The sequence below is a fragment of the Limosilactobacillus oris DSM 4864 genome (assembly GCF_001434465.1).
Lineage (GTDB): Bacteria > Bacillota > Bacilli > Lactobacillales > Lactobacillaceae > Limosilactobacillus > Limosilactobacillus oris.
In genome coordinates this window covers 124,489-143,252 of sequence record NZ_AZGE01000002.1, presented here as the reverse complement: position 1 = coordinate 143,252, position 18,764 = coordinate 124,489, and the positions used below count along the sequence as shown (strand labels likewise).

17 protein-coding genes are annotated in these 18,764 nt (G+C 51.0%); 3 read left to right on the top strand and 14 right to left on the bottom strand.

Annotated elements, in window-relative coordinates; genetic code table 11:
• Positions 1 to 12: 12 nt before the first annotated feature.
• The 7 genes from FC49_RS02170 to FC49_RS02140 form a co-directional block, all read right to left on the bottom strand.
• Positions 13 to 369 carry a phage holin family protein gene (locus FC49_RS02170; RefSeq protein ID WP_056983985.1) on the bottom strand — a complete coding sequence of 119 codons (357 nt, stop codon included), beginning with the start codon at positions 367 to 369 and terminating at the stop codon, positions 13 to 15.
• A complete protein-coding gene (locus tag FC49_RS02165) occupies positions 366 to 710 on the bottom strand; it encodes a PspC domain-containing protein (protein ID WP_003711275.1) in 345 nt (114 codons plus the stop codon). Before FC49_RS02165 ends, FC49_RS02170 begins: the two co-directional genes overlap by 4 nt.
• 56 nt (positions 711 to 766) lie before the next feature.
• A protein-coding gene (gene prfB, locus FC49_RS02160; RefSeq protein ID WP_100069024.1) for a peptide chain release factor 2 occupies positions 767 to 1,883 on the bottom strand; the annotation gives its coding sequence in 2 pieces (ribosomal slippage) (positions 767 to 1,810 and positions 1,812 to 1,883; 1,116 coding nt in all).
• Positions 1,884 to 1,975: 92 nt separating this feature from the next.
• Positions 1,976 to 4,339 carry a preprotein translocase subunit SecA gene (gene secA / locus FC49_RS02155; protein WP_056983982.1) on the bottom strand — a complete coding sequence of 788 codons (2,364 nt, stop codon included), beginning with the start codon at positions 4,337 to 4,339 and terminating at the stop codon, positions 1,976 to 1,978.
• Between the two features lie 197 nt (positions 4,340 to 4,536).
• Positions 4,537 to 5,076 (bottom strand): ribosome hibernation-promoting factor, HPF/YfiA family, encoded by a 540-nt coding sequence (gene hpf / locus FC49_RS02150; protein WP_003715938.1) that lies wholly within the window; start codon positions 5,074 to 5,076, stop codon positions 4,537 to 4,539.
• Positions 5,077 to 5,208: 132 nt separating this feature from the next.
• A complete protein-coding gene (locus FC49_RS02145; protein WP_235804861.1) occupies positions 5,209 to 5,685 on the bottom strand; it encodes a ComF family protein in 477 nt (158 codons plus the stop codon).
• A gap of 184 nt (positions 5,686 to 5,869) precedes the next feature.
• On the bottom strand, positions 5,870 to 7,198 hold the full coding sequence (locus FC49_RS02140) for an ATP-dependent helicase ComFA (protein ID WP_056983978.1): 1,329 nt from the start codon (positions 7,196 to 7,198) through the stop codon (positions 5,870 to 5,872).
• Between the two features lie 66 nt (positions 7,199 to 7,264).
• Here FC49_RS02140 and FC49_RS02135 point away from each other — a divergent pair, with 66 nt between their 5' ends.
• Entirely contained in the window at positions 7,265 to 7,909 is a 645-nt protein-coding gene (locus FC49_RS02135; RefSeq protein ID WP_056983976.1) for a YigZ family protein, read from the top strand.
• A gap of 85 nt (positions 7,910 to 7,994) precedes the next feature.
• Here FC49_RS02135 and FC49_RS02130 read toward each other — a convergent pair whose 3' ends face one another.
• The 5 genes from FC49_RS02130 to FC49_RS02110 form a co-directional block, all read right to left on the bottom strand.
• Complete coding sequence (locus FC49_RS02130) at positions 7,995 to 8,255, bottom strand: hypothetical protein (RefSeq protein WP_003715998.1); 261 nt, start codon at positions 8,253 to 8,255, stop codon at positions 7,995 to 7,997.
• 13 nt (positions 8,256 to 8,268) lie between these two features.
• Positions 8,269 to 10,107, bottom strand: coding sequence for an APC family permease (locus FC49_RS02125; protein ID WP_056983974.1), 1,839 nt, complete (start codon positions 10,105 to 10,107; stop codon positions 8,269 to 8,271).
• Between the two features lie 355 nt (positions 10,108 to 10,462).
• The gene (gene groL / locus FC49_RS02120) at positions 10,463 to 12,091 is read right to left on the bottom strand and encodes a chaperonin GroEL (protein WP_003711290.1); all 1,629 of its coding nucleotides are present in this window, start codon (positions 12,089 to 12,091) and stop codon (positions 10,463 to 10,465) included.
• Between the two features lie 62 nt (positions 12,092 to 12,153).
• Complete coding sequence (gene groES, locus FC49_RS02115) at positions 12,154 to 12,438, bottom strand: co-chaperone GroES (protein ID WP_003711270.1); 285 nt, start codon at positions 12,436 to 12,438, stop codon at positions 12,154 to 12,156.
• A 186-nt stretch (positions 12,439 to 12,624) separates the two neighbouring features.
• Complete coding sequence (locus FC49_RS02110) at positions 12,625 to 13,266, bottom strand: redox-sensing transcriptional repressor Rex (RefSeq protein ID WP_003711264.1); 642 nt, start codon at positions 13,264 to 13,266, stop codon at positions 12,625 to 12,627.
• 230 nt (positions 13,267 to 13,496) lie between these two features.
• Between FC49_RS02110 and FC49_RS02105 the strand changes: the two genes are divergently transcribed.
• Entirely contained in the window at positions 13,497 to 15,431 is a 1,935-nt protein-coding gene (locus tag FC49_RS02105; protein WP_056983971.1) for an ABC-F family ATP-binding cassette domain-containing protein, read from the top strand.
• 132 nt (positions 15,432 to 15,563) lie between these two features.
• On the opposite strand, the gene FC49_RS02100 is transcribed toward FC49_RS02105, so the two are convergent.
• The gene (locus tag FC49_RS02100) at positions 15,564 to 16,742 is read right to left on the bottom strand and encodes a pyridoxal phosphate-dependent aminotransferase (protein ID WP_003711261.1); all 1,179 of its coding nucleotides are present in this window, start codon (positions 16,740 to 16,742) and stop codon (positions 15,564 to 15,566) included.
• An 18-nt stretch (positions 16,743 to 16,760) separates the two neighbouring features.
• A complete protein-coding gene (locus tag FC49_RS02095) occupies positions 16,761 to 17,546 on the bottom strand; it encodes a carbon-nitrogen family hydrolase (RefSeq protein ID WP_003711266.1) in 786 nt (261 codons plus the stop codon).
• A gap of 392 nt (positions 17,547 to 17,938) precedes the next feature.
• On the opposite strand from FC49_RS02095, the gene proC reads away from it, so the two are divergent.
• Positions 17,939 to 18,706, top strand: a complete 768-nt coding sequence (proC, locus tag FC49_RS02090) for a pyrroline-5-carboxylate reductase (protein ID WP_056983969.1) — start codon at positions 17,939 to 17,941, stop codon at positions 18,704 to 18,706.
• Positions 18,707 to 18,764: the final 58 nt, after the last annotated feature.

Below are 18,764 nucleotides of genomic sequence, written 5' to 3'. Positions count from 1 at the left end.
CTCGCTCACTCCTTAATAATTATTCTGATGACTACTAATGATCGTGTTGCAGACCGACATGATGATGGCGATGAGCATTGCCGACCAAAAAGATGAAAAGCCAAAATTGTAAGAGCCAATCAAATGGGAGGTCAGCTCAAGCATCAAGCCATTAATAACAATGCTGAACAAACCAAGGGTCAAAATATTAATTGGCAGTGACAAAATCAATAGGATCGGTTTAACCGCGACGTTAAGAATTGCCAAAATAAACGCCGCTAGTAAGGCCATCCAGGCACTGCCCACATAGAACATCCCCGTACCAACAAATAAGCTGGCAAGGGCAATAAACAGGACAGTGTCAATTAGCACTTTCTTCCAAAATGTCATGATGATCTTCCATTTCTTTTAATATCTTTTTCTTCTACATCAGTCAGCGTCCGCCGCTTGCGCCGCTGATTGTGGCTGGTGGCTACTCCCTGCTGCCAATCGCTCAGGCTTTTGATGAAGCCCAAAAAGCCGGGATGCTGGGGATCCGGCGGCATAATCAGCACCATAATGATGTAGATGATGACGCCAGGGACAATACCACTGAGGATGCTGAGGATCACATACGCCACTCGCAGGAAGTTTGCTGAGCAGTTAAAGTACTGACCAAAGCCCCCAAAGACACCGGCGATTATCCGGTCAGACCCGGACCTGGTTAACCGTTTCCGTCGACTTTCCCTCATCTAACCACTCCTTTACCTTAAATCTTAACGACTTTCCAGCGGAACTGCAATCGCTTTTATTGCGGATTTTGCTGACTGAGTTTCCATTGCAGGTAGGCATTGATGAAGGGATCGAGGTCCCCGTCCATCACCGCTTGCCCATTATGGGTTTCATGGCCACTCCGGTTATCCTTTACCAGAGTGTAGGGGTGGAAAACGTAGGAGCGAATCTGGGAGCCCCAGCCAATCTCGAGCTGTTCGCCCTCAATTTCAGCCCGCTCCTTAGCCTTCTTTTCCTCTTCTAGTTCATACAGCTTTGACTTTAACATATTCATCGCGGTCTGCCGGTTAAGCAACTGCGACCGCTCCGCCTGTGAAGAAGCCACCAGTCCGGTTGGCAGGTGGGTGATCCGGACCGCCGATTCGGTCTTGTTAATGTGCTGACCACCAGCCCCACTGGAGCGGAAGGTGTCTACCCGCAGGTCGGCCGGGTTAATGTCAACCTCGACACTATCATCCAGTTCAGGCATTACATCGACCGACGCAAATGAGGTGTGGCGCCGGCCAGCAGAATCAAATGGTGAAATCCGGACCAGCCGGTGGACCCCCTTTTCACTGCGGAGGTAGCCAAAGGCATTGTGCCCCTTGATCAGCAGGGTCACACTCTTGATCCCGGCGACTTCACCGGGCTCGTAGTTAGCCGTCTCCACCGTCAAGCCGTGCTGTTCGGCCCAGCGGACATACATCCGTAGGAGCATTTCACCCCAGTCCTGGGCTTCCGTCCCCCCTGCCCCCGGGTGGATTTCAAGAATGGCGTTTTTGCTGTCATATTTTTCACTCAGCAGCTGGTTAAGCCGGTACTGCTGCAAGGCCTCTTCAGTTTGGGCAAAGCTAGTCGCAAACTCCTTTTCCAGCTCCGGATCCGGCTCTAATTCCAGCAGTTCCAGGTTTGTTTCCAAGTCCGCCAGCTGGTCGCGGAGGGCAACGTAGGTGTCGCGTTTGGCCTTCAAATCGTTATTGTCGTTAATCAGCTTCTGAGCCCTTTCATTATCATTCCAAAAATCAGGCTGGGCCATCTGGTGCTCATTTTCCGCGATTTGCTCGTCAAGGGCATCGAGGTCAAAGAGACCTCCCGAAGCGGGCAGCTTCCTGCTGCATTGCTTCTATTTTCTTCTTGGCTTCACTTAATTCCATCAACAATTCCTCCAGTTACAAACATACGGCAGTGGTACCGCCATGGGTCACCGAACTGCCGTACCTTGTAGTAATGTTCTTAGTTGCCACGCTTAGCGGGTAACGTTTTGCCGAATTTCAGACTTCATAAATAAGCGGGTAGTTTCGTATTCAATATCAGCCACCATCTGCTCAAACATGTGGTAGCCCGCCGTTTGGTATTCCACCAACGGGTTCAGCTGACCGTACCCCCGGAGGCCGACAGACTGCCGGAACTGGTCCATGATGTCGATGTGATCGGTCCAGTGCGAATCAACCACCCGCAGGAGAACGACCTTTTCAAATTCCAGTATCTGGGACGGGTCAGTCAAAATCTGCTTCTTTTCATCGTAAACCTTTTCGGCAAAGCTCATCAGGAAGTCAACCATCTCATCCTGTGACTTGCCTTGGAGGTCCTTCACGGAAACAGTGTCTGGCTTAACCAGCACTTCTTCGGCAAAGTCAACGATTCCTTGCAGGTCCCAAACCTTTTCATCACCTAGGGTATGCTGTTCCACCTCTCGTTGGATGGTCCGCTTAAAGATCGGCATCAGGACCCACTTCAAGGACTTGCCTTCCGTAATGATCTGTTGCCGCTCCTTGTAGATGATTTCCCGTTGCTCACGCATTACATCATCGTACTGAAGCACGTTCTTCCGGGAGTCATAGTTGTTCCCTTCAACCCGCTTCTGAGCCGACTCAACTTGCCGGGTTAGGAAACGACTCTTGATTACGGCATCCTCCCCCTGAACCTTCATCCGGTCAAGGAAAGCCTTGATTCGTTCGCCACCAAACCGCTTCATCAGGTCATCCTCAAGGGAAAGGTAGAATTGGGATAAGCCCGGGTCACCCTGCCGACCAGACCGGCCCCGGAGCTGGTTATCAATCCGCCGCGACTCGTGTCGTTCAGTCCCAATAACAGCTAGGCCACCGAGTTCCCGCACACCAGGGCCCAATTTAATATCGGTCCCCCGACCGGCCATGTTGGTGGCAATCGTTACTGCCCCCCGCTGGCCGGCGTTCTTGATAATGTCGGCTTCCTTAGCGTGGTTCTTGGCGTTCAAAACCACGTGCGGGATGTGTTCCTGGTCCAACAGGTGGGAAAGGTATTCAGACGTTTCCACCGCCACGGTCCCAACCAGGATTGGCTGTCCCTTGGCGTGCAAGCTCTTGATCCGCTTGACCACGGCCGCAAACTTGCTTTGTAGGGTTGGGTAAAGGAGGTCTGGTTCATCCTTCCGTGCAACTGGTCGGTTAGTTGGGATCGTGATGGTCTCCATGTTGTAAATTTCCCGGAATTCTTCCTGTTCCGTCTTAGCAGTCCCGGTCATCCCGGCCAGCTTGCTGTACATCCGGAACAAGTTCTGGTAGGTAATGTTGGCCATCGTCTTGTTTTCTTCTTGGATCTTGACCCCTTCCTTGGCTTCGATTGCCTGGTGGAGGCCGTCAGAGAACCGCCGGCCCTGCATAACCCGTCCGGTAAAGGAGTCAACGATCAGCACTTCACCGTCAGAAACCACGTAGTCCTTATCCAGAAGCATGATGTAGTTAGCCCGCAGTGCCTGGTCAAGGTGGTGGGTCAAGGCCGTATTTTCAGGATCATAAAGGTTTTTCAGGTTAAAGTATTTTTCTGCCTTTTTAATCCCCTCGTCAGTCAGTGAAACCGTCTTAGATTCCAGGTCAATCTTGTAATCGACTTCGTTCTTGAGCTGCTTAACGAAGCGGTCGGTCTGCTTGTACAGCTTTGAAGTTCCCGTTCCTGGCCCGGAAATAATCAACGGCGTCCGGGCTTCATCAATCAAAATCGAGTCCACCTCGTCGACGATGGCGTAGTTCAGGCCCCGCTGAACCTGATCTTCCTTGTAGACCGCCATGTTATCCCGCAGATAGTCAAAACCAATTTCACTGTTGGTGGAATACATAATATCCGCCTGGTAAGCCTGGCGCTTTTCGTCAGGGCTCATTTCGGAGTTGTTGATGCCAACACTGCAACCGAGCCAGTTGTATAACTGCCCCATTTCAGTGGCATCCCGCTTGGAAAGATACTCGTTCACCGTAATAACGTGAACCCCTTTCCCGGAGATGGCATTTAGGTATACCGGCATCGTCGCGGTCAGGGTCTTCCCTTCACCGGTTTTCATTTCGGCAATGTTCCCCTCATGGAGGACAATCCCCCCCATGATTTGAACGTGAAATGGGTACAGACCGAGAACCCGCTTAGCGCCTTCCCGGGCAACCGCAAAGGCCTCCGGTAGGAGTGCGTCTAGTGATTCCCCCTTTTGGTAACGCTGACGAAACTCGTCCGTCTTTGCCTTCAGTTGGTCATCGCTGAGCTCTTCCATCGCCTTAGCATAAGACTCAACCTTATCAGCTATTTTATTAATCCGCCGCAATTCACGACGATCGCTTTCAATCCATTTTTTTAAAATGTTGGCCATAAAAGCGTCCTTCCTAATTCAGGCTTGAGTTCTGAATAAAAGGTACTACTCAAGCCAATTATATTTTTAATTCTAACTGTAACATTTTACCACGTTGGCGGGCGATTGAAAACCAATTGCACTAGACAAAAAGCCCCTAGAACTCGGCACCCGAATCCTAGAGGCAATTACCAATGAGTATCCTCACCGGACATGATTTATTCTGCTTCAATCAAACCGTACCGGCCGTCGCGACGACGGTAAACGATACTCGTCCCATTGGTCTCAGCGTCTTGGAAAACGAAGAAGTCATGACCCAGCATATCCATTTGCAGAACCGCTTCTTCAGGGTCCATCGGCTTGAGTGAGACTTGCTTGGTCCGGACAATCTTTAATTCATCACTTGCAGAGTCATCATCTGAAGGAACGAATTCAAGGTTCTTCAGGCCCTTTTCACGGGACTTCCGGTTAACCTTGGTCTTGTACTTCCGGATTTGGCGTTCCAGCTTGTCGGTTACCAAGTCAACACTGCCATACATATCATTAGAGGTTTCTTCAGCCCGCAATGTTAAGTACGGGAGCGGAATAGTAACTTCAACCTTGTAAGTACGGTTTGGATAAACCTTCAAGTTCACGTGGGCAGTTGCTTCGACGCTATCTTCGAAGAACTTTTGCAGCTTGCTAATCCGCTTCACCACGTAGTCCCGAATTGCGTCAGTAACTTCAACATTTTCACCACGAATATTGAACTTTAACATTGTACTTCTCTCCTTTCAGTCCAAGCAATCGCTTGTTCTGATATCAGAAGGACCACTCTTCTCATATCCTACTTATATTATAGTGTACTTATCATTAATTCACAAATTTATTCACAAATCATTTAAAGTAATTTAACGGGCTAAAGAAATACTTATAACATTAGCTGCCCCAGCCTGATAGAGTAAGTCTGCGGCGTGGTAGAGAGTGCGCCCGGTCGTGTAAACATCATCGACTAATAAGACCCGTTTCCCAGCCAGATCAGCTGCCGGACCGCTAAGGGCAACCGGCTGGGGTGTCTGGAGACGTTCCCGGCGGCTCTTGTGAGACTGGGCGGTCTTTTCTAGTGTCCGGTGCTGGAAACACGGCGTTAACTTAACACCGCCAAGCAACCCTGTAACCTGGTTAAATCCCCTGGTCGCCATGGTGGCCTGGGTAACGGGAATTGGCACCACGACCTCTGCGCGCTTCTGACGAATTGCTGCCGTGAATTCAGCTGCAAAGACAGCCCGAAGACGGTAGTCCCCGGCAAATTTATACTGGTGCATAAACTCCTTCATCGCCGTATTATAACAGTACAGGGCCTGGTGAGTTAGCTTCCAGGAATACATTTGGCGCCAGCAGCGGCACTCTGGGCAGAGCTGGGAAGTATCCTGCAGACGGCAACAGGCGGGACAACGTTGTTCGCCCTCAAGAGGCATAAATTGTTGGCGGCACTTCGGACAAACTACCGGCATAACTAAGCGCCCGGGCCAAATGAGCTCCCGAATCGTTAACTTGGCAGCGACTGGGCCGTTACATAGCAGACAGTTCACGCTGACAGCACCGCCCCTTCTGATTCATATACCGAATCTGCCGCATGGCCCTGCTAACCCGCCGGCAACGGGCAGTCAGCCAAAAGTCAACGTGACCACCGGGCCGACTGGCAGACCGGCCCGCCCGACCAGCAATCTGGACAAGGGCCGCGCTCGAAAAGATATCATCATCGGCCCCGAGTACAAAAACATCAATTTCTGGAAAGGTCACTCCGCGTTCTAAAATCGACGTTGTAATTAAAAAACTATACCGCTGGTCACGCATCCCCTGCACTTTCTCCAGCCTCTCTGGATCCTGCGCATGGACAGTTGTGAAGCTCGTGGCAGGGAAGTGACGAGTGCAAGCCCGGGCTACGGTCGTCAGGTCAGCAACGTGGGGCACGAAAAGCAGGAAACGGTGCCCCTGGTGTAAACTGGTCTGCAATCGCCGCCACATCTCTGTCGGCAACCTCCCCCTTTGAACTTGTCGTCGCCAATGCCGGGCAAGGTGACACCTGATTTCAGGCAGGAGGTGGCCATGATAGCGTAAGGGCAGGTAGGTCACTTGCAAGCGGCGGTGCCGGACCTCGTTGAGCAAGTATTCACCCGGAGTAGCGGTCAAAAAAAGCTGACCCCCCTGCGTTTTACTTGTCTGTTGACTAGCATAAAAAAGAACCGGATTAGCAGCATACGGAAAGGCATCAACCTCATCAATGATCAAGTTGTCAAAGGCATGGTAAAACCGTAACAGCTGGTGAGTCGTACACACCGTTAATTGTGCATAGCGGTACGGTTGTGACTGCCGGCCATGCAGAAGAGCCATTTCCGTATTAGTGAAGGCCGCCTGCAAACGGGGATAGAGCTCTAAGCAGACGTCGACCCGGGGTGAGGCGATTGCAAGCCGTTCTCCCCGTGCCAAACAGGCAGCCACTCCCTGGAAAATCATTTCCGTCTTGCCGGCACCGGTGACCGCCCAGAGGAGCTGGCGCTGGTGGGCCACCATACCAGCAGTGACACGCTGTGCAGCCGTAACTTGTAATGGCGACAGCCGACCGCGCCAGGTCAGGACCGGCTGACTAATCGTAAATTGATTTGGCTCCGGAACATGATAAAATTTGCATAGTGTTGAAACTCGCCCCAGGTTAATACAGTGGGGACAGTAATACTCGTTATTAGGAAGTGCTGCAACCAGCTTAGGAGTCCGCTGACCGCACCGGTGACAGATGATTTCTCTTGTTTGAACCGTGATTGTCGGTAGGGTCTGAACGTGTGCGGGCACTATTTCATCTCGTCCCACCAGGACCCGGCGGCCATAATAATCTTCCAGCATCTCAATGCCCCCCTTCACTATTTAAATACGCATAAACCATATTTTTTCACGAAAGAAGTTTAAATTATGACAACACCCTTTTTAACCATTGCCAACGCTAGCCAAACCGAGCTAGTAATCAAAAAATCTCGCTTTATCTGCTCACTCCAGCGGATCAGCAGTGAAGAAGACGCCCAGAACTTCATCAAGGAAGTACAGGCAGCCAACCGAAAGGCCAATCACAACTGCTTTGTATACCTCGTTGGGGACCAGGACCAGGTTCAGCGGGAGAGTGACAATGGGGAACCGAGTGGGACGGCAGGGGTCCCTATCCTGGAGTCGCTGCAGATGGCGAAGCTCCATAATGTCGTCGCCGTTGTCACCCGCTACTTCGGCGGCATCAAGCTGGGGGCGGGCGGCCTCATCCGTGCATACAGCAACGTTACTACCGAAGCCGTCCACCGCGCAGGAGTCGTCCAGCGAATCAAACAGCTGCAAATCGCTATCACTGTCAGCTATCGCCAGCATGATGCCCTCCTCTACTACCTCAAAGAGCACCAGCTAGCCGTCAGCAATGAAGATTATGGTGTCAACGTCACCACAAACGTTTTTATCAACGAAGCTACGGCCGATGACACAATTGCCCAGCTACAAAACCGTTTTAACCACCAATTAGAGATTCAAAAAATGGGCAGTCATTTTCACGAAATCCCATATAATCCTGCTGAATAAATTTACATGAGATACACCAAACGTCCCAAATTAGCTCAACAGCCAATTTGGGACGTTTCCTAATTTTATGAGTGCACACCGCTTTTTATGCAAGTAATGCTTCTGCAATATCCAAGATAATTATCAGGCCCAGCAAAGCCGCCAACCAGCAGGCAAGCCGGCGAGCGTGACGGTCGCCGGCCTTGATTTGGGGCCAAAACGCTCCCAGGTACGCTATCACAAGTAAAATGCTGCCGAGGATTCCGTAGATTCCCGAATGGAAGCCCCGGTTATCAATTGTATAGCCCGCCATTAGGAACAGGCCGATGGCAAATGCACCGCCAATTAAAATCTGTCGTTTTGACATTTATAACACCCCGTTACTCGTGAAGGTGGTAGTTATAGCTGGCCACGATAATGTTTTCCCGTGAGTTCAGCAGCGCACGCAACCGGACACTGGTCTGGTTATGCAGCGCTAGTTGCCAAGGGTGCTTAGGGATAAACTGCGGTACCAAGACAGTTGTCGAGTAGTTCCGCGCTTCCGCCCGCTTGGCAATTACATCAACAAAGCGTAACGTCGGCTTGGCAATTGACCGGTAGGAAGAATGAATATCCACGAACCGGACATCCGGATACTCGGCCTTAAATTCATTGGCCGTCTTATGTTCCTTGCCCGGATTTTCATCAAAGGAAACATGCATGGCAATGACGTAGTCCCCAATTGACCGTGCATAGTTGATTGCCCCCCGGGTCACCCGGGTGACGTTACCAACCAGGACGATCACCGTCGCCCCATCGTAATCGTGGAGCTGAACCTTCGTCTTTTCAGCTACCCGCAACTGGGCCGCCACCTTGATGTAGTGGCTGTGGACCTTGTGGAACATATAAAGGAGCAGTGGCATGATGATCAAGTATGGCCAAACATTGCCAAAGTGCTGCCAGAACAGGAAGGCTACTAGCGAAAGGGAAATGACCGCGCCGACAAAGTTAATGCAGGCTTTGCCAACCCACCAGCCTTCCCGCTTCCGGAACCAGTGAATAATCATTCCGGACTGGGAGAGGGTGAACGGTACGAACACCCCGACAGCATACAAGGGGATCAAGCTGTTGGTTTGCCCATGGAAAATCAAGATAAGGATAATGGCCCCGACCGCCAGGGAAATAATCCCGTTCGAGTAACCTAGCCGGTCCCCACGGTCCATAAAGGCATGGGGCATGTACTTATCCTTTGCCATGTTAAAAGCCAAAATCGGAAAGGCTGAAAAACCAGTGTTGGCAGCTACCGCCAAAATCATGGCCGTCGACAGCTGCAAGAGGTAAAAGCCCATCCCATGACCACCAAAAATCGCCAGGGCAATTTGGGAGAGAACCGTGGTGCGGCCATTGGGCACAACCCCGATGAAGAAGCTGAAGAAGATAATGGCAATGAAGAAGAAGGCCAAGATAGCACTCATAATTGCCAGGGTCGTCGCAGCGTTCTTTTCCTTAGGCTTATTGAAGTTAGGTACCGCGTTGCTAACGGCTTCCACCCCGGTTAGCGATGAGGAACCGGCAGAGAAAGCCCGGATAAACAGGACAACGCTCATCCCAGCAACCGGCGTGCCATAGTCAGCCGGGGCTTGGTAATGAATGTGGCCTGTCGCCACGTTATAAATTCCCCACACAATCATGATAAAAATCATAATAACGAAAAAGTAGACCGGCACCGTCAGGAAGTTAGCGCTCTCGCTCATCCCCCGCAGGTTCATGAACATAATCAATAGGACAATGATAATCGCAATCGGAATCGAAAATTTATAGAGGGCCGGCACAGCGGAAGTAATCGCCTCAACCCCAGAGGTCGTGGAAACCGCGACGGTCAGCATATAATCGACCAGCAGCGAACCGCCGGCAACCAGTCCCCCATTGCTTCCCCAGTTTTGGGTGGCAACAATGTAAGCACCACCGCCGCTCGGGTATGCCCGGATAATTTGCTGGTACGAAAGGGTAATTGCCAGCAGCAAGACTAGCACAATTGCGGCAATCGGTACCGAGTACCAGAGCGCTGCCGCTGAGAGTGTTACCAGGACAGTCGTAATTTGCTCAGGACCATATGCCACTGACGAAATCGCGTCAGACGAAAGCATAGCCAGCGCCTTGAACTTCGTCAGGTGCGTTTGCCCCTCATCCAGGGTCTTCAATGGTTTCCCAATTAATACACGTTTAAGATAACGCCACATTGCTATCCTCCTACTCAGTTAAGTATTAAGTATTTTATCATCCTCGTATGACTGAACAATGTTACAACTAATTATCCTACTTTTCAATCACCATGGCGATGAAAATTCTGATTTTCGCCATAATTGCTCATATTTCCCGGGAAATATTCCCCCTAAACAAAAAAGTGGGGCAGAACCGGCTTGACCAGTTCATCGTCCCACCCCGTCGACGCACAGCTAGCCCATTTAAGGAAGCTCAAGATTGGTCAGCGTTTGAACTGCCGGCCAGCTACCGCGCTGTAGCCTTATCATGTTTAAAATAGCAAAGAGGCTGGGATTAATTCCCAGCCCCCTTTTTCTTTAACTTAACTTCAAATTACATCATACCGCCCATGCCGGCACCGCCTTGTGGTGCGGCTGGTTGGCTGCCTTCTGGTTCTGGCTTGTCAGCAACGACTGCTTCGGTCGTTAACAGCAAGGCAGAAACTGAGGCTGCGTTTTGCAGGGCAGAACGGGTAACCATCGTTGGGTCAACGATTCCGGCAGCAACCATGTCTTCGAACTTGTCGTCGGCAGCGTTGTAACCAATGCCTTCCTTTTGGCCCTTCAATTCGTTAACGATTACTGAGCCTTCTACACCAGCGTTTTCAGCAATCTGACGAACAGGTGCTTCCAGGGCAGCCTTAACAATGTTGACACCAGTCAATTCGTCACCACTGGCTTCAACCTTTTCAAGTGCTGGAATAACGTTTACCAGGGCAGTACCACCACCAGGTACGAAACCTTCTTGAACAGCAGCCCGGGTAGCGTTCAAAGCATCTTCAATCCGGTACTTCTTTTCCTTCAATTCGGTTTCAGTAGCGGCACCGACCTTAACAACGGCAACCCCACCAGAAAGCTTTGCCAGGCGTTCTTGCAGCTTGTCCTTATCAAAGTCTGAAGTCGTGTTTGCAATTGCCTGCTTAATTTGGTCAACCCGTTCAGCAATTGCTTCCTTAGCACCGGAACCGTCAACAATCGTCGTTGCGTCCTTGGTAACAGTAACCTTGTTAGCTTGACCTAATTGATCAACGGTAACGTCCTTCAGGTTCATCCCCAGGTCGTCGGAGATAACAGTACCACCGGTCAAAACAGCGATATCTTGTAATTGAGCCTTCCGCCGGTCACCAAAGCCAGGTGCCTTAACAGCACAGACGTTGAAGGTTCCCCGAATCTTGTTCAAAACAAGGGTTGGCAGAGCTTCACCAGTGATGTCATCAGCAATGATCAACAGGGCACGGCCTTGTTGAACAACACTTTGCAGTAATGGCAAGATGTCTTGGATGTTGCTAATCTTCTTGTCGGTGATCAGGATGTATGGGTTGTCCAAGTCGGCTTCCATCTTATCGTTGTCAGTTACCATGTACTGGGACATGTAACCACGGTCGAAGCTCATCCCTTCAACAACGTCAACACTCGTGTCAACACCACGGGAGTCTTCAATCGTGATGACACCATCGTGACCAACCTTTTCCATGGCGTCGGCAATCAGCTTACCAACTTCTGGATTAGCAGCAGAAATGGAAGCAATTTGGGCAATGTCACTCTTCGTCTTAACTTCGTGTGACATGCTCTTCAGTGCTTCAACAGCCGCCTTGGTGGCCTTGTCAATCCCCCGCCGGATGCCAACTGGGTTAGCACCAGAAGTAACGTTCTTCATGCCGGCGTTAACGATTGCCTGTGCCAGTACAGTGGCAGTAGTCGTCCCGTCACCAGCGATGTCGTTAGTCTTAGATGCAACTTCAGCGACCAGTTTAGCACCCATGTTTTCGAATGGGTCTTCCAAGTCGATACTCTTTGCAATCGTAACCCCATCGTTAGTAATCGTAGGGTTGCTGTACTTTTGACCTAAAACAACGTTCCGTCCCTTTGGCCCCATCGTTGTCTTAACGGTATCAGCCAGCTTATCTACACCAGCGAGCATTGCGCCGCGGGCGTCTTCTGCAAACTTAATGTCTTTTGCCATTATATTGTCACCTCAAATAAGAAATTTGTTTTTAAAGTGTTATGTTCTATCTTTATATTATGCTAGTCGATTACAGCAACTAAGTCCTTTTCGTGAACGACAAGGTACTTTTCGCCGTTGTATTCAACTTCATTGCCGGCGTACTTGTCAAACAGTACCCGGTCGCCCTCTTTAACAGCTGGAGCAAGCTTTTGACCGTTATCAAGGGTCCGTCCCTCACCAACGGCAATTACCTTACCAGTAGTCGGCTTTTCCTTTACGTTGGAAGCAAGGACAATCCCACCAACCGTCTTTTCTTCTTCAGTTTCAGCTTGTAGAACAACGCGATCTCCTAATGGTTTTAACACGTCAATCCCTCCATCTTGTTAATTAATAAATTTGCTTTTAGCACTCTTGCTTGTTAAGTGCTAACCGCAATTCTTACTATACACCACCCTTGACCTAAAAAGCAACTGATAAGTTTGACTAATTTTGACTATTTCAGGTAATAAAAAATCCCGCTGACACCCCAGAGTATCAGACGGGAAATATCACTATTTCTTATTATCAGAATAGTTCTTAATAAAGTAAATCAGTGTTTGCAGTTCATTAGTCAGGTCAATATTTTGTACCTGAACCTCCTTCGGTACGGAAAGGCGGACTGGTGAGAAGTTTAGGATTCCCCGGACACCGGCTTCAACCAGCTGGTCCGCAACCTCCTGAGCATGTTCGCCGGGAACCGTCAAAATGACAATGTCAATTTGCTGTTCCTGGAGCTGCTTTTTAATATCCGTTGCCGGGTATACCGGAATCCCACTCTTGATCTTATTCGCTAATTCCGGCTTAGTGTCAAAGGCCGCGCTAATCCGCAGGTTCGTGTCCTGGTGGAAGTTGAAGTTCAGCAGGGCGCTTCCCAGGCTACCGACCCCGACCAGGGCCACGCTGACCAGTGAATCCTGGTGCAAAATCCCCTTAAAGAACTTTAACAAGCTCGCTACGTCATATCCATAGCCCCGCTTTCCCAGTTCACCAAAGTAGGAAAAGTCCCGCCGAATCGTCGCCGAATCAACTTGAACCGCTTCGGATAGTTCGGTCGATGAGACCCGTTCCTTCTTCGCGTTCAGTAAAATCGTCAGGTAGCGATAGTAGATAGGTAACCGCCGCGCCGTCGCCCGTGGTATTTTCTTTGTTGTCATCTTTATCCCCCTATTCATCTTCTTTTGCGACGTGTCCTGTAAAGTGATTGGGATATAACTTATTAGTTGAACGGCCACGTCGCTCTTGTGAAATTTAGTTCCTAACTATTCTAGCAATTAACCGTCGTTTTGTGAAGCGGTATACAAAATAATTCCACTTTTTTAATAAAATAAGGGGAAATCTGCTAAAATAATGATTGTTAGCATAATGATATTAGCGAGGTTTCAAAATGATTCTGTTGCAAACAAACGACGTCGAGCGCCGCTTCGGGGCCGACGTTCTCTTCCATAATATTAACCTGCAAATCCAGGAGCACGGCCGTACGGCGCTGGTTGGCCGCAACGGAGCCGGCAAAACTACTTTGTTAAAAATGATTGCGGGAATTACCAGTCCCGACGAAGGAACCATCAGCAAGGCGAAGGACCTTTCCATCGGCTACTTGGCCCAGGACCAGGGTTTAGATAGTCAAAACAACATCTGGGCAGAGCTTGATACCGTCTTTGCCGACCTGCATAGAGAAGAACAGACGATCCATGACCTGGAAAAGCAGCTGGCAACCCTTGACGCCACGACCGACCAATACGGCCGGGTAATGGAACAGTACGACCGCCTCCAGGGGGATTTTAAAAAACGGGGCGGTTTTGAGTATGAATCCCGAATGCGGGGCATCCTCACCGGCTTTGGCTTCGGCGAAGAATACTACGACACTCCAGTCAACGCCCTTTCCGGTGGGCAAAAGACCAAGCTGGCACTGGCTAAGATTTTATTACAGGCACCCAACCTGCTAATACTAGACGAACCAACTAACCACTTGGATATGAACGTGCTGGCCTGGCTAGAAGACTACCTCAAGAGCTACCAGGGCGCCCTGCTGGTTGTTTCCCACGACCGCTACTTTCTGGGCCACGTTGTCAAGGACGTCTATGACTTAGACAACCGCACCCTCCGGCACTATACCGGCAACTACACTCAGTTTGTCCAGCACAAGCAGGAATGGCTAAAGGCGGAGTGGAAGCACTACGACCAGCAGCAAAAAAAGATTGCTAAACTGGAGGATTTCGTAAACCGTAACATCGTCCGGGCATCGACCACTAAGCGTGCTCAGGCCCGCCGCAAGCAACTGGAAAAGATGGAGCGGCTGGACCGTCCAGTGACCGATGACCAGTCCATCCACTTTCATTTCCACAGCGAAAAGGCCAGCGGCAATGAAGTGCTGGATGTTGACCAACTCAAGGTCGGCTATGACGATCAAGTCTTGGCTGGCCCCCTGTCCTTTGCAGTTCGTAAGCCCCACCGGGTCGGAATTATTGGCCCGAATGGGATTGGCAAATCAACCCTGCTCAAGACCATCCTCAATAAAATTCCGGCGGTCAGCGGAAGCGTTAAATTCGGCGCCAACTTGGACGTTGGCTACTACGATCAGGAACAGCAGCAACTTCACGCTGATAAGACGGTGCTGGAAGAAGTATGGGATGACCATCCAGAAGTACCGGAAAAGGATATTCGCTCCCTCCTGGGAAGTTTTCTCTTCGTCGGCGATGACGTCTATAAGGTCGTCCACGAGCTATCAGGGGGAGAAAAGGCCCGCTTAGAACTGACTAAGCTCTCGTTTCAGCCAATCAACTTCCTGATTTTGGATGAACCGACCAACCACCTGGATATCGATAGTCGGGAAGTCCTCGAGAGTGCCATCAACGAATTCCCTGGCACGGTCCTCTTCGTTTCTCACGACCGGTACTTCATCAACCAAGTGGCAACCGACATCCTGGATATGCGCAAAGACGGCATCAAGCACTACGAGGGTGACTACGATGACTACCTCGCCACGGTTGCTAAGGCAACGGCACCTAATCCAGCAAGCTCAGCCCAGTCCTCTCCCGCCTCTTCACAGGGGAAGCAATCATACCAGCAAAGCAAGGACCAGCAACGGGCCCGGCGCAAGCTGCAACGAAAAGTCGACGACTTAGAGAAGCAGATGGCCCAGCTAGAAGACCAGCAAGCCAATATTGAAGCAGAGATGAGCAAGCCGGAGGTGGCAACCGATATCGGCAAGCTGACCGACCTGCAGAAGGAACTTGACCAGCTCAAGGCACAGTCCGAAGAAGTTGAATTGGACTGGACGGCAGCGGCCGAAGAGTTGGAAAACTTTGATCAGGAAAATTAATTGTGACTAGGACGTAGCCAGTCTTTTAGAAAGTATAACTAAGCTCCAGAGTTCGGTCTTGCCGAGCACTGGAGCTTAGTTGGTTCTTGCATTTATTAAAGTAACCAGATTAATGTCACAGCCCGCCCCATTTTATTGAAATAGGTTTAGCTTGCCAATCCGTTCCACTGCCTCTTCCAGCCGTTCTGGCGAGATCAAAAGGCCAATCCGCACATAGCCCTCGCCATGTTCGCCAAAACCATTTCCGGGTGCGACCGCCACGCCGGCCTTATCCAACAGCAGGTCGGCAAAGGATTCACTGCTGTAACCGTCCGGCACGGGCATCCAGGCATAAAAGGTCCCAGCCGGAACAAAGGCGTGCCAGCCGATTTTTTCCGCGGCGTTAACGAAGGCGTCGCGCCGCTCCTCATAGCGGTGAACGATTTCCGCAATGGCCGCGTCCCGCCGGGAATCCCGCAGCGCATCAATTGCCGCTTTTTGCAGTGCTGGAAAAAGGCTGACAAACAGGTGGTCCTGGATTAAGTTCAGGGCACTAATAATGTCCCGATTCCCCACCGCGAAGGCAATTCGCCAGCCGGCCATGTTAAAGGTCTTGGAGTAGGTATAAAATTCAATTCCGACCTCCTTGGCCCCCGGAGTCTGCATGAAGCTCAACGGTGCCTGCCCGTCAAAGCCCAAGGCACCATAGGCGAAGTCGCTAATAATTCCCACATGGTACTTTTGCGCCCACGCCACCAGTTCTTGATAGAACTCCTTCGTCGCCACTGCACCGGTTGGGTTATTCGGGTAGTTGAGGTAAAAGAACTTCGCACGCCGGGCAACTTCCTCCGGGATGGACTGGAGGTCCGGTAGAAAGTTATTTTCCGCTAGCAGGGGAACCGTCTCAAACTTAACGCCGCCCAGGGCCGCGCCGGAAAAGTAATCCGGGTAGCCAGGATCCGGCAGCAAGTAGGTATCACCCGGATTCATCAACGCCCAGGGCAGTTCAACCAGGCCAATCTTGGAACCGCCAAGAATAGCGACCTCCTGTTCCGGGTCAAAGTGGGCCCCGTACTTTTCTTGGTAAAAGTCGGCAGCCGCCCGCTTAAATTCTGGCAGGCCCTGAAACGGTGAATACTTATGGGTCTGTGGATCAGCAACCCACTTCTGGGTCGCTTGAACAATATAGTCAGGGGTTGGCTTGTCGGGGTTCCCCTGCCCCAGGTTGATAACGTCAACCCCCGCGGCAACCTTTTGGCCTACTTTTGCCACAAGGTTAGCAAAGAACTGCTTCGGCAGTGTATCAAGTAAGTGTGATTGTTGAAATTCCATGCTTATTCCCCTTTTCTCTTATTTATATAGTTCTGGGCGCCGGTCAGCAAAGACCGGAATCGGTCCCCTTACCGTTCCCAATTGGTCAAGGTCAATCTCGGCAAAGATGACTCCATCACGCTCCCCCGCATCGGCAATTACCCGGCCCAGGGGATCGATTACCAGAGAGTGACCATTAAAGTGGTTATCCGGATCGTCGCCAACCCGGTTTACGGCCACCACGAAACATTGGTTTTCGACTGCCCGCGCCCGCAGCAGGATTTCCCATTGCGGAATCCGCACCGCCGGCCATTCCGCCGGGAAGTACAAAAGGTCAGTCCCGTGACGGGCAACAGTCCGAATCCATTCCGGAAAGCGGAGGTCATAACAGATGAAGCTGGCGCTGGGGACCCCGGCCAGCCGGAAGTAGTTTTCCTGATTGCCAGCTTGCAGGTACTGGTCTTCCGCCATCAGTCCAAAGAGGTGGACCTTATCGTATTGTCCCAGCAAGTTTCCTAATGGATCAACCACAAGTGTCCGGTTAACAAAGTGCGGGCCAATTTTGACCGCTACCGAGCCGCCAACGATTCCCACCTGGTACTGACGAGCCAGCTCCTGAAGCAACGCCAACGTTTCTTGGCCCCCTTCGTCCGCCAGCGCCGGCAACTTATCAAGGGCGTAACCGGTATTCCACATTTCCGGTAATACGACCACGTCCGCCTCACCATCTGCTGCGGCGGCAACCAGTTCCCGCACCCGTGTACGGTTTGCTGCCGGTTGCGCAAACTGAATATTAAATTGTCCCAGTGCTACTTTTATCTTCACCTTTACCACCCCATTAAATTCAAAAAGCCCCCATCCAAAAAGGACGAGGGCTCCCGCGTTACCACCTTAATTTACTGCTGCCTCACAGCAACAGCCTTGCTAAGTTACTACACTTGGAGTTGTTAGCGGAACTCACCCGGCGCCAACTCACTCAAATAGCTCGTCAGCGCAAACAATTGGCAGACCATTTTTCGTTCCGTCAGCAACCTCCTTCCAGCATTTCAGAGGCTCTCTGTGTGCCCCAACGGGAACGTACTCATCCGTCGTTTTACATTTCTTATTAATCGCATTTTAATCTTTCTTTAATGTAATGTCAATTGTTTCCCCAAATTAAGTTTTAACCACCGCTTCTATTGTAAAATAGGGGCAACAACTCAGAGGAGGACGATGAAATGAAAATCGCAGTAATCGGCGTGGGTCAGATGGGCTCAGCAATTATCAAGGGGCTCTTGAACCAGCACGAGGATGATATTATCGGTATGAACCCGGTCAACCCACGGGTTAGCAAGTTTGCTCAGGAGGCCGGCTTCCGTCTGGTTAACAGCTCTGAAGAAGTAGTCAGCAAAAAGTCAGCCGTCGTTATAATTACCACGCCTGCCAAGGTCACCTTGGCGGTCTTGGAGGAACTAGCAGCCCTCCCCGCCCACACAGTAATTATCTCTGCAGCCGCGGGGATTCGCTTGGCGGACATTGCTGCAATCCTGCCCACTAACCCGCTCGCTGCCATCATCCCCAACATTCCGGTAGCAGTTAATGCCGGAACAATTGGCCTTGCCTTAGGAGGCCACGTTATGGCACCTGCTTTTGACAAAATCAACCACGTGCTGACTCCACTAGGAGAGATCATCAGGGTTCCAGAAAGCCAGCTCGGCATTGTAGGCACCATTGGCGGTTGCGGGCCGGCATTCGTCGATGTCTTGATGGACGCCCTGGGAGATGCCGGCGTTAAATACGGTCTGAACCGGTCGACTGCTTACCGGCTCGCCGCTAGCATGGTCAACGGCAGCGGCAAGCTCGCCCTCCAAACCGGGCTGACTCCTGCCCAGCTCCGTGACCAGGTAACCTCTCCCGGCGGCACCACCATCCGCGGGGTCGAAGCTTTGGAAAAAAACGGCTTTCGCTATGCCGTGATGGACGCGGTTAATAAAGCTAATGGTTAAACATGGGCGGCGGACAGAACTGTCCCACCCTGTCGACGCGCAGCTAACCCATTTGACC

Bases quoted from the DNA above. Each gene is read 5' to 3' on its own strand.
- FC49_RS02170 (WP_056983985.1), bottom strand. From the start codon at position 369: ATGACATTTTGGAAGAAAGTGCTAATTGACACTGTCCTGTTTATTGCC.
- FC49_RS02165 (WP_003711275.1), bottom strand. From the start codon at position 710: ATGAGGGAAAGTCGACGGAAACGGTTAACCAGGTCCGGGTCTGACCGG.
- secA (WP_056983982.1), bottom strand. From the start codon at position 4,339: ATGGCCAACATTTTAAAAAAATGGATTGAAAGCGATCGTCGTGAATTG.
- hpf (WP_003715938.1), bottom strand. From the start codon at position 5,076: ATGTTAAAGTTCAATATTCGTGGTGAAAATGTTGAAGTTACTGACGCA.
- FC49_RS02145 (WP_235804861.1), bottom strand. From the start codon at position 5,685: ATGTATTCCTGGAAGCTAACTCACCAGGCCCTGTACTGTTATAATACG.
- FC49_RS02140 (WP_056983978.1), bottom strand. From the start codon at position 7,198: ATGCTGGAAGATTATTATGGCCGCCGGGTCCTGGTGGGACGAGATGAA.
- FC49_RS02135 (WP_056983976.1), top strand. From the start codon at position 7,265: ATGACAACACCCTTTTTAACCATTGCCAACGCTAGCCAAACCGAGCTA.
- FC49_RS02130 (WP_003715998.1), bottom strand. From the start codon at position 8,255: ATGTCAAAACGACAGATTTTAATTGGCGGTGCATTTGCCATCGGCCTG.
- FC49_RS02125 (WP_056983974.1), bottom strand. From the start codon at position 10,107: ATGTGGCGTTATCTTAAACGTGTATTAATTGGGAAACCATTGAAGACC.
- groL (WP_003711290.1), bottom strand. From the start codon at position 12,091: ATGGCAAAAGACATTAAGTTTGCAGAAGACGCCCGCGGCGCAATGCTC.
- FC49_RS02110 (WP_003711264.1), bottom strand. From the start codon at position 13,266: ATGACAACAAAGAAAATACCACGGGCGACGGCGCGGCGGTTACCTATC.
- FC49_RS02105 (WP_056983971.1), top strand. From the start codon at position 13,497: ATGATTCTGTTGCAAACAAACGACGTCGAGCGCCGCTTCGGGGCCGAC.
- FC49_RS02100 (WP_003711261.1), bottom strand. From the start codon at position 16,742: ATGGAATTTCAACAATCACACTTACTTGATACACTGCCGAAGCAGTTC.
- proC (WP_056983969.1), top strand. From the start codon at position 17,939: ATGAAAATCGCAGTAATCGGCGTGGGTCAGATGGGCTCAGCAATTATC.